This window comes from Brevundimonas sp. 2YAF1, assembly GCF_052114745.1.
Lineage (GTDB): Bacteria > Pseudomonadota > Alphaproteobacteria > Caulobacterales > Caulobacteraceae > Brevundimonas.
The window spans coordinates 18,960-31,598 of the sequence record NZ_JBFRFI010000008.1 but is presented as its reverse complement, the minus strand read 5'-3'; the positions used below and the strand labels follow the sequence as shown (position 1 = coordinate 31,598).

General features: G+C 66.3%; 12 protein-coding genes. 5 read left to right on the top strand and 7 right to left on the bottom strand.

Annotated elements, in window-relative coordinates; genetic code table 11:
- Positions 1–56: 56 nt before the first annotated feature.
- Both aroC and AB4Y68_RS11665 read right to left on the bottom strand, forming a co-directional pair.
- Entirely contained in the window at positions 57–1,142 is a 1,086-nt protein-coding gene (gene aroC, locus AB4Y68_RS11670) for a chorismate synthase (RefSeq protein WP_441455914.1), read from the bottom strand.
- A 10-nt stretch (positions 1,143–1,152) separates the two neighbouring features.
- Positions 1,153–1,911: a DnaJ C-terminal domain-containing protein gene (locus tag AB4Y68_RS11665; RefSeq protein ID WP_441455912.1), complete on the bottom strand. Its 759-nt coding sequence runs from the start codon at positions 1,909–1,911 to the stop codon at positions 1,153–1,155.
- Positions 1,912–2,050: 139 nt separating this feature from the next.
- On the opposite strand from AB4Y68_RS11665, the gene AB4Y68_RS11660 reads away from it, so the two are divergent.
- Complete coding sequence (locus AB4Y68_RS11660) at positions 2,051–2,482, top strand: YciI family protein (RefSeq protein ID WP_441455910.1); 432 nt, start codon at positions 2,051–2,053, stop codon at positions 2,480–2,482.
- A 60-nt stretch (positions 2,483–2,542) separates the two neighbouring features.
- Positions 2,543–3,205 (top strand): pyridoxamine 5'-phosphate oxidase, encoded by a 663-nt coding sequence (pdxH, locus tag AB4Y68_RS11655; protein WP_441455909.1) that lies wholly within the window; start codon positions 2,543–2,545, stop codon positions 3,203–3,205.
- A gap of 4 nt (positions 3,206–3,209) precedes the next feature.
- On the opposite strand, the gene AB4Y68_RS11650 is transcribed toward pdxH, so the two are convergent.
- A complete protein-coding gene (locus AB4Y68_RS11650; protein WP_441455907.1) occupies positions 3,210–3,854 on the bottom strand; it encodes a TetR/AcrR family transcriptional regulator in 645 nt (214 codons plus the stop codon).
- A gap of 58 nt (positions 3,855–3,912) precedes the next feature.
- The gene (udk, locus tag AB4Y68_RS11645) at positions 3,913–4,557 is read right to left on the bottom strand and encodes a uridine kinase (RefSeq protein ID WP_441455905.1); all 645 of its coding nucleotides are present in this window, start codon (positions 4,555–4,557) and stop codon (positions 3,913–3,915) included.
- A 282-nt stretch (positions 4,558–4,839) separates the two neighbouring features.
- Between udk and AB4Y68_RS11640 the strand changes: the two genes are divergently transcribed.
- Together AB4Y68_RS11640 and AB4Y68_RS11635 are read left to right on the top strand one after the other, a co-directional pair.
- The gene (locus AB4Y68_RS11640) at positions 4,840–6,468 is read left to right on the top strand and encodes a long-chain-fatty-acid--CoA ligase (protein WP_441455903.1); all 1,629 of its coding nucleotides are present in this window, start codon (positions 4,840–4,842) and stop codon (positions 6,466–6,468) included.
- A gap of 17 nt (positions 6,469–6,485) precedes the next feature.
- The gene (locus tag AB4Y68_RS11635) at positions 6,486–7,187 is read left to right on the top strand and encodes a DUF1499 domain-containing protein (RefSeq protein WP_441455901.1); all 702 of its coding nucleotides are present in this window, start codon (positions 6,486–6,488) and stop codon (positions 7,185–7,187) included.
- On the opposite strand, the gene AB4Y68_RS11630 is transcribed toward AB4Y68_RS11635, so the two are convergent.
- From AB4Y68_RS11630 to AB4Y68_RS11620, 3 genes are all read right to left on the bottom strand, one after another.
- Positions 7,184–8,110 (bottom strand): MBL fold metallo-hydrolase, encoded by a 927-nt coding sequence (locus AB4Y68_RS11630; RefSeq protein ID WP_441455899.1) that lies wholly within the window; start codon positions 8,108–8,110, stop codon positions 7,184–7,186. The genes AB4Y68_RS11635 and AB4Y68_RS11630 overlap by 4 nt on opposite strands.
- 232 nt (positions 8,111–8,342) lie before the next feature.
- The gene (locus AB4Y68_RS11625; RefSeq protein ID WP_441455897.1) at positions 8,343–8,747 is read right to left on the bottom strand and encodes a TIGR01244 family sulfur transferase; all 405 of its coding nucleotides are present in this window, start codon (positions 8,745–8,747) and stop codon (positions 8,343–8,345) included.
- Positions 8,748–8,749: 2 nt separating this feature from the next.
- Positions 8,750–9,280 (bottom strand): hypothetical protein, encoded by a 531-nt coding sequence (locus tag AB4Y68_RS11620; RefSeq protein ID WP_441455895.1) that lies wholly within the window; start codon positions 9,278–9,280, stop codon positions 8,750–8,752.
- 275 nt (positions 9,281–9,555) lie between these two features.
- Between AB4Y68_RS11620 and AB4Y68_RS11615 the strand changes: the two genes are divergently transcribed.
- Positions 9,556–12,600, top strand: a complete 3,045-nt coding sequence (locus AB4Y68_RS11615; protein WP_441455893.1) for a TonB-dependent receptor domain-containing protein — start codon at positions 9,556–9,558, stop codon at positions 12,598–12,600.
- Positions 12,601–12,639 lie beyond the last annotated feature (39 nt).

Sequence of the window (12,639 nt, the reverse complement as noted above, 5' to 3'; positions counted from 1 at the left end):
AGACCTAGATAGGATCGCGAAATTTTATTTGCAACTGTTGTGGTTCCAGATTGGACTCAGCCCACCTGAGCCCGATGCCGCAGCATGGCGTCGGCCAGGACGATAGCGGCCATGGCCTCGACGACCGGGACGCCACGCAGGGCGACGCAGGGGTCGTGGCGGCCCTTGGTGCGGAGGTCGACCTCGGCGCCGTCGCGATTGATGGTCTGGCGCAGGGTCAGGATGGAGGAGGTGGGCTTGAACGCCACCCGCGCCGTCAGCGGCTGGCCGGTCGAGATGCCGCCCAGGACGCCGCCCGCCTTGTTCGACAGGAAGACCGGCAGGCCGTCGTCGCCCAGGCGCATCTCGTCGGCGTTGTCCTCGCCCGACAACTCGGCGGCGCCGAAGCCCGCGCCGATCTCGACGCCCTTGACAGCGTTGATCGATATGAGGCCGGCGGCCAGTTCGGCGTCCAGCTTGGCGTAGAGCGGCGCGCCCCAGCCGGCGGGAACGCCCGTGACCTCCAGCGCCACGACGGCGCCGATGGAGGAGCCGGCTTTGCGCACGCCGTCCAGATAGTCTTCCCAGGCGGGGACGACGTCAGCCGAGGCGGCGAACAGGGCGTTGTCATAGACGGCGTCGAAGTCGAGGGCTTCGTCGGCGATGCGGTGCGGGCCGAGTTGGACCACGCCGGCGCGGATGCGGATGGTGTCGCCCAGGACCTTGCGGGCCACGGCACCGGCCGCCACGCGGCTGGCCGTCTCGCGGGCCGAGGAACGCCCGCCGCCGCGGTGGTCGCGCACGCCGTATTTAGCCTGATAGGCGTAGTCGGCGTGACCGGGGCGGAAGGCGCGGGCGATCTCGCCATAGTCCTTGGAGCGCTGGTCCGTATTCTCAATAAGCAGACTGATCGGCGTCCCGGTGGTGACAGGGCCGTTCCCGTCGTCGAAGACGCCGGACAGGATGCGGACCTGATCGGCCTCCTGCCGCTGAGTGACGAAGCGGCTGCCGCCGGGCTTCCTCAGGTCGAGCAGGGGCTGGATGTCGGCCTCGGTCAGCGGGATCAGCGGCGGGCAGCCATCGACGACGCAGCCGATGGCCGGGCCATGGCTTTCGCCCCAGGTGGTGACGCGGAACAGGTGACCGAAGGTGTTGTGCGACATGGCTTACCGCTTAGGCCGCGATCCGCTCCGGCGTCCAGACCCGCGTGAAGCGAAGCAGCAGGTCTTCGGCCGCCGAGGGCAGGTCGGCCGAGGCCTGCAGCTTGACGAACAGGTCGCCGGCGGCGCGGTTTCCGCGCGCGGGCAGGCCCAGGCCTTTCAACCGCAGACGCACCGGCTCGACCATGTCGGGCACCAGCCAGGACGAGCGCAAACCGGCGTGGGTCTGGATCTCGATGCGGCCGCCGTCGTCCATCATCCGCTGCGGCACGGCCCAGTCCATGAACAGGTCGCCGCCCAGAACCGACAGGCCGTCAGCGGGCCGGATCAGGATGGGCAGCAGGGCGTCGCCGCCATCCGCGCCACCGCGTTTCAGGCGGATCCTGTCGCCGGTGCGCACGCCGGGCGGCGTGTGGACCAGCAGGATGCGGGCGCCCAGGGTCACGCGGACACACCCGCCGCTGATCGCCTGCATCGGCGTCAGGGCCAGCAGCGAGGAGGGGGCGGGAGGCCGGATAAAGGGCGTCGCCTTTAGGTGTGTCTGGGGCGCGGGCAAGGCCAGGGTCTGGGCCTGCAGCAGCCGGTAAGCGGCGATGACGTTGCGGAACCGCTCGGCGTCGCCGCCCGGCAGATCAGGTCGCGCCGTCTTGACCGCCGTGCGGAAGGCCGAGGCCAGACCCTCGCTGCCGACGGGGCCCGTCAGGCCCAGAAGGGTCCAGGCGTTTTCGAGGGTGAGGGCGTCGGCGCACATGGCGGCCAGCCTCGGGCCCATATGGTCAAGACCGGGTTAACCTTGCCCAATTTTGAAAAATCGCGGCCTGATGTCGGCGCAATGTCGGGATGGGCGTCACCCGTTCGACGTAGCGTCATCGCGAGGGCCAGCCTCGCCGTTCAACAAGGGAGAAAACGCCATGCGCGTGATGGTGATGATGAAAGGGACGGACGCCATCGAGGCGGGGGTTCAGCCGTCCGAGGCGCTGATCCGAGATATGATGACCTTCAACGAGGAACTGGCGGCGGCGGGCATGTTGCTGGCCGGCGAGGGACTGCAGCCGTCGTCGAAGGGCAAGCGGGTCGTTTTCGGCGGGCGCGACACGCCGATCGTGATCGACGGGCCCTTTGCCGAGGTCAAGGAACTGATCGCCGGCTTCTGGATCTGGCAGGTCAAGGACATGGACGAGGCCGTCGCCTGGGCGCGCCGCATCCCCGACACTGACAAGCTGCACGGCGAGGTCGAGATCCGACCCATCCTGTCGACGGAGGATTTCGAGGCCATCACGCCCGACATCGTGGCGCGTGAAGAGGCGTTGCGGGACCAAGCGGGGCGTTATGGTGAAGCTTGATGTCGCTGACTAGTCTACGCCTGATGACGTAGGGGAAGCGTGGGTGTAAGGAGTCGGTTCATGACCCAGTCCGTGATCCCGCCCAGCCCGTCCGCCGAGGACTACGCCGCGCAACTGGCGGCCAATGCGGATGAGACCATCTTCGAGCGGGGCGATCCCTTCGCCCTTTTCGTGGAGTGGCTGGAGGCGGCCAAGGCGTCGGAGCCGAACGACGCCAACGCCATGGCCCTGGTCACGGTGGACGCGGACGGCCTGCCCGATGCGCGCATGGTGCTGCTGAAGGACGTGGACGCGCGCGGCTTCACCTTCTTTTCCAATCGGGAAAGCGCCAAGGGCGAGCAGTTGTGGGCCCATCCGTCCGCGGCGCTGCTGTTCCACTGGAAGAGCCTGCGTCGCCAGGTGCGCGTGCGCGGCGCCGTCGAGCCGGTCAGCGCCGCCGAGGCCGACGCCTATTTCGCCAGTCGCGCCCGCGAAAGCCGCATCGGCGCCTGGGTCTCGGATCAGTCACGCCCCTTGGCCAGCCGGGAAGTGCTGGAAGCCGGGGTCGCGGCGGAGACGGCCCGATTTGAAGGCCAGGACGTGCCGCGTCCCGAGCGCTGGAGCGGCTGGCGCGTCGTTCCGCAGCAGATCGAATTCTGGCGCGACCGTCCGTTCCGCCTGCATGATCGGTTGCGGTTTGACCGCAACCGCGACGACTGGAAGCGGACGCGCCTCTGGCCCTGAGGCGTCAGGCGGCGTAGCGCGCCAGGAAGGTCTCCACCGCATCCTCGGCGATCTGTCGCGGGGGCCGCGCCGCCGTCACTTCGTCGCCTGTCACCAGGGGCACGAAGAAGACGGGGTGTTCGACCATCCCCATCAATTGACCGGCCGCCCAGGACGGCTTGGCGATCTTGATCTGTCCCGCGGCGCTCATGTCGGCCAGGGTGGCGATCAGCACGGCGCCGAAGTCATGCTTGCAGCGCTCGAAGAAGCTCCGGGCCACAGCCTCGAAGCGCGGGCGTTCGGCCACGACCAGCCGGAACACCGAATGCACGAACGGGTCGCTCATGAATTCCGTGTAGGCGCTGAGGAAGCCCGTCAGTCGTTCACGCGGCGCGCCTTCGCAGGTTTTGACCGCCGCCATGCGTCGCGAGAAGTCCTCGGACGTGTCTTCGATGACCGCGGCGAACAGGGCCGCCTTGCTCTCGAAAAACGCATAGAGGGTGGCGGTGGATACCCCGGATTCGCGGGAGATCGGCTCCATCCGTGTGGAGGCGTAGCCCTCGGAAATAAAATGCAGTCTGGCCTGGCGCACAATGGCGGCGCGTCGAGGGTCGTCGAGATCATGGACCGCAGCGGTCATCGGAACATTGCCCAGATGTAATGCGACCACGTTGCCTCTTTTTGGTCATGATTGCAAACGCGAACAAGGTTCCGTGAGCAGAAATCAACTAATGATGCCAAGCCCCTAGGAGCGGGTGCGCTAGAACCGGGGCCACAAGGCGAATGACCGCCTGCGGATCTTCCAGGCGTACCGCCGCGGTGGCGTCGGCGACGATGAAGTCGGCGTGGGTCCGTGAGGGTTCGGTCAGGCGTTCATGGCCGGGGCGGACGGTCAGCAGATACTGGTGGATGACGGATTCGGCGGTGCGTCCCCGCTCGGTCTGGTCGCGCAGCAGGCGGCGGATGAAGCGGATGTCTGCGGGGGTGTCGACGAAGACCTTGATGTCGAACAGGGCTGTCAGCGCCGGGGTGCACAGGACGTGGGTGCCCTCGACGATCACGACTTCGGCGGCGTGGATGGCTTCGCCCCCGGGATCGCGGCCGTGGTGGAGGAAGGAATAGAGCGGGGCCATGACCGGCCGCCCGGATTTCAGCTCCGACAGGTGCTCGACCAACAGATCATGGTCGCGCGCGGCCACATCGTCGAAATCGTGGGTGTCGGCGTCGAAGCCGGGAACGCTGGCTGCATCCCGGTAATAGGAGTCTTCGCGCATCAGAACGGCGACGCCTTGGGGCAGGGAGGCGACCAGGGCCTCGGCCAGCGTGCTCTTGCCGGAGCCGGAGCCCCCGGTGATGGCGATCAGGATGGTCATGGGGCTCTCCGTGCGTCTCGCCCGCTTTCTAGGCGGGTCCGCCGCGATTGACCATGTTTCACGTTTGACCTGATCGCGGGTCGAGCCTGCCCTCGCCATCCGCCTTTATGGGCAAGGCTTTGCCGTTCGTTGCGGAATGGGGGCGACGTGTTGTGTTCTGGCGGCGGCGGCCGGCAGGAGAACGGCGATTTGTACGGCTGAGGCGCCGTTGCTTATCGCTGTTCACCTAGATAGCGTCGGCGCAAAGCGCCACGTTTAGAGGGCGCACGACGAGGGAATGCGATGCTGGGTTTGATGCAGGACTGGCCGCTGACGGTCGACAAAATTCTCGATCACGCCAAGAATTGGCACCCCAACCGCGAGGTCGTGACCCGTTCGGTCGAGGGGCCGATCGAGCGCACCACCTATGGCGCGATCCACGGTCGCGCCAAGCGGGTGTCGAACGCGCTGAAGGCCTGGGGCGTGCAGCCCGGCGACCGGGTCGCCACCCTGGCCTGGAACACCGCGGACCATATCGAGACCTGGTACGGCATCATGGGCATCGGGGCGGTCTGCCACACCCTGAACCCGCGCCTGTTCCCGGAACAACTGGTTTACATCATCAACCACGCCGCCGACCGGATCATCTTCGTCGATCTGACCTTCGTGCCGCTGCTGGACGCCATCCTGCCGCACTGCCCGTCGGTCGAGCGGGTCGTGATCCTGACCGACCCCGGCCATATGCCGCAGACCAAGCTGCCGGTGGTCGACTGCTATGAGACGGTGCTGGAGCAGTCGTCGGAAGACGTGACCTGGGGCGGGTTCGAGGAAAACACCGCCTGCGGCCTCTGCTACACCTCGGGCACGACGGGGAACCCCAAGGGCGTCCTCTATTCGCACCGCTCGAATTTCATCCATACGCTGCTGGGGCTGCAGTCGACCGTCCTGGGCGCCACGCCCAAGGAAGTCATCCTGCCCGTGGTGCCGATGTTCCACGCCAACGCCTGGGGCATCGCCTTCGGCGGGCCGGCGGCGGGGTCCAAGCTGGTCATGCCGGGCGCGCGCATGGACGGCCCCTCCATCTACGAACTGCTGGAGATCGAGGGCGTCACCTTCTCGGCCGCCGTGCCGACGGTCTGGCAGGGTCTGCTGAACCACCTGCGCGAGAACAATCTGAAGCTCTCGACCGTCAAGCGTGTGCTGATCGGCGGCGCCGCCGTGCCGGAAAGCATGATCCGCGCCTTCCACGACGAGTTCGGCGTCGAGGTCCTGCAAGGCTGGGGCATGACCGAGACCTCGCCCATCGGCACCCTGTCGAACATGACGCCGGAACTGGCCGCCCTGCCGTTCGAGGAACAGCTGAAGTGGCGCGTCAAACAGGGCACGCCGCCGCTGGGCGTCGAACTGAAGCTCAAGGCCTACGACGGCAAGGAAATGCCGCACGACGGCCAGACCTATGGCCGGCTGATGATCAAGGGGCCGACCATCTCGCGCGCCTATTTCCGCGACGATAGCGAGATCCTGGACGACGAAGGCTTCTTCGACACCGGCGACGTTTCGACCATCGACGACCACGGCTTCATGCAGATCACCGACCGGGCCAAGGACGTCATCAAGTCCGGCGGCGAGTGGATCAGCTCCATCGAGATCGAGAACCTGGCTATCGGCCACCCCAAGGTCGCCCTGGCCGCCGTCATCGGCTCGGCCCACCCGAAATGGGATGAGCGCCCGGTCCTGCTGATCAAGCTCAGGGAGGGAGAGGCTGAGGACAAGCAGGAGCATCTCGACTTCTTGGTCGGCAAGATCGCCAAATGGTGGATGCCGGACGACGTGGTCTTCGTGGCCGATATTCCGCTGGGCGCGACGGGCAAGATCGACAAGAAGCTGCTGCGCGAGCAGATGAAGGACTATCGCCTGCCGACTGCGGGCTGATCCTTCAGGAGGGCCGCATGGCTGAACCATCCCGGACGCAGGCGCGAACGGCTGAAATCCGATTGCGCTGGCTGACGCTGGCGGCGTTTCTGGCGCCGTTTCTGGCGCCGCTTCTGGTGCTGGTCGCGGTGTTCGGCGCCCGGTTGGGCCTGTGGAGCGTCGGTTTCGGGCTGGAAGTCCTGACGCTGAAGATCGGCCGCATCCTGGCCTTCGTCGGACTGGCGGCGGCTCTGGTCGCGACGATCATCGCGCTGAAGGACGTGCGCCGGCGCGGGCTTTATGCGGTCGTCGCCCTGGTGGTCGTCGGCGCGACCATAGCCCTGCTTCTGGTGCAGGAGCGGCGTTTCGCGGTCGAGGCCGCGACCGATGTCACGACCGACGCGGCCGAGCCGCCGGCCTTCTCGCGCACGGTGGTCGCCATGCGGGGCGGGCAGGGGGCGGCGCCCGTCGCCTGTCCCGGCCTGATCGCCGTTGCGCGTCAGGTGGCACCGGAAACCGCAGCGGCGGCGCTGGAGGCGGCGGGCTTCACGGTGCGCGGGGCGGCGCCCTTCCGCGCCGACGGCTCCAAGGAAGGCTTCTGGTTCGGCCTGACCTATGACGCCGCCATCCGTATCCGGCCTGGTCGCACCGACATCCGCGTCGCTGCGCGCGAAGACGTGAAAGTGGGCGATGAAGCCTGCCGTCTGGCCCGCGCCGTCGCGGAGGGTCTGCAGCCTTAGGGCGAGGTCAGGCTATAGCGCGCCGCCAGCGTCGGCTCCGGCGCGGCGGTCGCCCGGCTCTCCTTCACCAGCTTGATCAGGTGCGCCAGCACCGACAGGCTGGCCGCCGGCCACAGGCGCTGATCGACGGCGGCGTAGAGGGCGGGGACCATCTGCGCGATCGTCTCATCGCCCGCCGCCAGCCGCGCCATGATCTGCGCCTCGCGCTCCAGCCGATGGTCGCGATAGGCCTTGAGGAAGGGGGCGGGCTGGGTGATCGCAGGACCGTGCGTCGGCCAGATCGTCGAGAAGCCGCGCGCCAGCACTCGATCCAGACTGTCCATATAGGCCGCCATGTCGCCGTCGGGCGGGGCGACGACCGTTGTGGACCAGCCCATGACGTGGTCCCCGCTGAACAGGGCGTTCTCGTCCCTCAATATATAGGCCATGTGGTTGGAGGCGTGGCCGGGCGTGGCCATGGCTTCCACGGTCCAGCCGTCGCCCTCGATCCTCTGGCCGTCCGTCAGGATGACATCAGGTCTGAAATCGTCGTCGTCGTCCTCGTCCATGGGGGCCTGATCCCTCTGGTCCGAGGCGTGAACCGTCGGCCCGTGCGGTTGCGCCGCCAGGATCGGCGCGCCGCCGAGCGCTTCGGCGAGGGGGCGGGCGAGGGGGGCGTGGTCGCGGTGGGCATGGGTCACCAGGATATGGCTGACCGTCCGTCCCTTCACCGCCCGCAGCAGGGCGTGCAGATGCGCCTCGTCGTCGGGGCCGGGGTCGATCACCGCCACCCTCGCGCCCGGCATGTCGCGCCCGACGATATAGGTGCCTGTCCCGGTGAAGGTGAACGGCCCCGGATTGTCGGCGATGACGCGCTGGATCAGCGCCGACACCTGGTCGCGGCGGCCATAGGTGAAGTCGAACTGTCGGACATAGGGGATCACGGGCGGGCGTCCTCGCTCAACTCATCGGTCTGCAGCGGCGCCGACCTTGCTTTCAACGCACGTAAACTCTTTCAGGAGCCCGCGTCGTGATCCGTTCTGCCGTTTTTCCTGTCCCAAATCGAGCGAAGGCCCTGGTGGCGGCCGTCGTCTGTCTCCTGACGGCGCAGTGGCTCGTCGCATCCTGCACGCCGGAGCCAGCGACGCCCTATGCCGTGCGCGCTGCCGTCGAGCGCTAGAGCGGCACGCGGCTGAGGTCGTAGCCGGCGGCCAGGGCCTGGGCCCTCAGTTCGTCCGCATCCGCCCCCCGGCCGGCCTCCGCCATGGCCCAGGTGGCGGCCGACCGCATGCCCGAACGGCAGAAGAGCAGCGCCGACGCGCCGTCGTCCAGGAACGCGCCGACGCGGCGGATCGTCTCGGGATCGGGTAGGCCGCGCACCGGCGCCTCCAGATAGGCCAGGCCGGCGGCCTCCGCGGCGTTGTGGATTTCGGCGCTGGTGGGCTGGCCGAGCTCTTCATGATCGGGCCGGTTGTTCACCACCTTGCGGAAGCCCAGTCGCGCGGCCGTTTCGGCCAGCGCCTCAGGCGCGATCTGGCCCGAAAGCCAGATGTGGTCGTTTAGGGCGACGGGATCGGTCATCTCTATTGTCTCTTTACGCGCACGGCGCGGCTGCGGCCGGCGGTCAGTTGATAGCTGCCAAGGGAGGCGCGGCGCACTCGAATTTCCATGCCCTCGCGATTCTGGAATCGCACCGGATCGGAATCGATCTGGCGCCATTCAGAGCCGTCCGCCAGTCGGAACAGCCATTTGCCGTCCGCGCCCTGGCCGGCGCTGAGCAAGGTGGTTTCGACGGCGTCGATCTTTTCGTCCGCCTCGTCGCGGCTGAACATCGGCGGCAGCGAGGGAAGTTCGAAGCCGAACAGCTGCCGGCGGGCCTCGCGAATCTGTCCGCGGTCGACCACCACCACCTCGCCCTGACGCTCTGCGGCGTCCAGCGCGCCCGCCGCATTGTCGAAACAGCGCAGGCGCTCGACGTCGGATGTGATCTGCCGACACCGGGCCACCTGCTCCAGAAGGGGTGAGCGGTTTGTGGCGAAATTTTGCGCATAACTCGGCATAGAGAGCAACAAAATGGCGATTGTTGCGAGTCCGAGTGTGGTGATGATGCGCACATTTCTCTCCTTGAGAACTTATGCATTTCAAGATTTGTCTTAATGGCACGCGCCTTCGTTTAAGGCCAGACAAGATCGGGCGTGGCGATTTTGCGACAGCGCAGAGGCGTCTTTGTTACGGATGTGTAATTTCCCTGTCCGATGCAGGTTTCGCGTGGCTACCTACTGACCAGCTATCGGTAGGGCGCCGATTTAGGCGTCACCCGAGTCTAGCCGTGGTCGACAGGCGAAGGGCAAGCTTTGCTGTTGCCGTCCACAACTCAGGAGGACGAACCTTGAAATTCCAGATCAAACGCGAGCGTCTGCTGGCGTCGACGATGATCGCGGGCTTTGCGCTCGCCGGGCTGGCGGCTCCCGCCATGGCCCAGACGACGCCGACTCCGGCGCCGGCTCAACCCGAGCAGGCCAGCCAGGTGGGCGACATCGTGGTCACCGGCTCGCGCATTCGCCAGCCCAACCTGACCACCACCAGCCCGGTAACCCAGGTCACGGGCGAGGACATCGACATCCAGGGCGTGACCCGCGTCGAGGATCTGATCACCCAACTGCCGCAGGCCTTCGCCGCGCAGAACTCGACCGTCTCCAACGGGGCTTCGGGCACCGCGACCGTGTCGTTGCGCAACCTGGGTTCGTCGCGCACCCTGGTGCTGATCGACGGCAAGCGCATGGGCTACGGCTCGCCGCAGGACGACGCCGCCGACCTGAACCAGATCCCCGGCCAACTGGTCGAGCGGGTTGAAGTTCTGACGGGCGGCGCCTCGGCCGTCTATGGTTCGGACGCCATCGCCGGCGTCGTGAACTTCATCATGCGCAAGGATTTCGAAGGCATCGAAATCGACGCCCAGTACGGCTTCAACCAGCACAACAACGACTATGACGGCGTCGGCAACCTGCGCAACGTCATCGCTGGCCGCGCCGCGACCAACCCGTCGCAGTTCAAGCTGCCGGACGACAACGTCACCACTGGCTTCAGCCGCGAACTCAACATCCTGATGGGTGTCGGCTCGCCGGACGGCAAGGGCAACATCACGGCCTACGCCGGCTACCGCAAGAACAACAAGGTTCTCGGTCGCGACTACGACTATGCGTCCTGCTCGCTCGGCCCGGCATCTGGAGCCAACTTCACCTGCGGTGGTTCGGGTACTTCATTCCCGGGTCTGTTTACGGACTTCGATACCTACCAATTTACGGTCGATGCCGGCGGGAATTTCATTCCCTATGTCGCTTCTCGCGACCAATACAACTTCGGTCCTCTGAACTACTACCAGCGGCCGGACGAGCGCTACACCCTGGGCGCCTTCGGCCACTACAATGTCAACGACAAGGTCGAGCTCTACACCCAGCTGATGTTCAGCGACTACTCGACCATCGCGCAGATCGCGCCGTCGGGTAACTTCTTCGGCGAGTTCTCCGATGGTTTCCGCACCACGGACGGCAGCGCGACCATTCGATGCAACAACCCCCTGCTGTCGGCGCAGCAGCGCGCCGCGATCCTCTGTTCCGCGGGGGATATCTCCTCGGGTGCCGCCAAGGACATGTTCATTGGTCGTCGTAACGTCGAAGGCGGTGGTCGTCAGTCGGACATCCGCTTCCAGTCGTATCGCGGCGTTGTCGGCGCGCGTGGCGATCTGAACGACGCCTGGAGCTATGACCTGACGGCCCAGTACTCGCGGGCGCAGTTCACCAACATCTACCGCAACGAGTTCTCGAACACCCGCCTGGCTCGGGCGCTGGACGTCGTGACGGACCCGGTCTCCGGTCAACCCGTCTGCTCGGCCGTTCTGGCCGGCATCGATGCGGACTGCGTGCCCTATAATATCTTCAAGTCGGGCGGCGTGACCCAGGCGGCTCTGGATTACCTGCAGGTGCCGCTGGTCGCCACCGGCTGGACCACCCAGCAGGTAGTTTCGGGTTCGCTGACGGCGGACCTGGGAACCTACGGCGTCAAGTCGCCGTGGGCCACGCGCGGGGTCCAGACGGCGTTCGGCGTTGAATATCGCCGCGACGCGCTGGATCTGACCCCGGATGTGTCCTTCACCACTGGCGACGGCGCCGGTCAAGGCGGCGCGACCCTGGGCCTGAACGGCGCGAACCAGGTCTATGACGTGTTCGGCGAAGCCCAGATTCCGATCGCCGAAGGCATGGCCTTCGCCGACCAACTGTCGGTCGATCTCGCCTATCGTCACTCGGAGTATGAGCTGGGCGGCGCCACGGACTCGTGGAAGGTCGGCGGCGATTGGGCTCCGATCTCGTCGGTTCGTTTCCGCGCCAGCGCTCAGCGCGCCGTTCGTGCGCCCAACGTGATCGAACTGTTCACCGCGCAGGGCTTCAATCTGTTCGATATGGACGCCGACCCCTGCGACAAGAACAAGGCGGCCACCTATGCGGGCGATGCAGCCTGTATCGGAAGCAACCCGTGGCAGGTGACGCTCGCCCAGGCGAACAGCGTGGGCCTCTCCAGCCCCGCCGATCAGTACAACTTCCTTCAGGGCGGCAACACCGCGCTGACGCCGGAAAGCTCCGACACCCTGACTCTGGGCGTCGTCTTCACGCCAGAGTTCCTGCCGGGCTTTAACCTGACAATCGACTATTTCGATATCAAGATCGACAATCTGATCTCGTCGATCGGTCCGCAGAACTCTCTGGACGCCTGCTACTCCTCCGGTCTGGCTGCCGCTTGCGCTAACATCAAGCGGAACGCCAACGGCCAACTGTGGGTCGGCACCGGCAACGTCGTTGACCTGAACACCAACATCGGCGGTCTTCGGACGTCCGGTGTGGACGTCGCCGCCAACTACCGGATGGACCTGGCCAATTACGGCTGGGATCGTGCGGGCACGCTGGCCTTCACCATGGTCGGCACCTGGCTGAACTCTCTGGAAACCGACACCGGTTTGGGCTTCGCCAACTCGAAGTATGACTGCGCCGGCTTCTTCGGCAATCAGTGCGGCGTTCCTAATCCGGAATGGCGCCACCGTCTGCGGATCGACTGGGGCACCCCGATCGAAGGGCTGAATCTGGCCGGCACCTGGCGCTACTATGGCGGCTCGGAATTCGCCGTTCTCGGAAATGACGGCAGCCTGAACCACTCGCCGGCCGCCCGTATCGACCGCGAGTTCGACGCCATCAACTACTTCGATCTGGCGGGGACCTGGCAGGCGAGGGACAACGTGCAGGTGCGCGTGGGCGTGAACAACGTCTTCGATACCGATCCGCCGCTGAATTCCAGCGTCGGCACGACCGGCAACAACAACACCTATCCGCAGCTGTACAATGCGATGGGACGTTACGTCTTCTTCGGCGTCACGGCGAACTTCTAAGCCCTTTCAAAGGCTTGGGGGGGGCGGCGGATCTTCGGA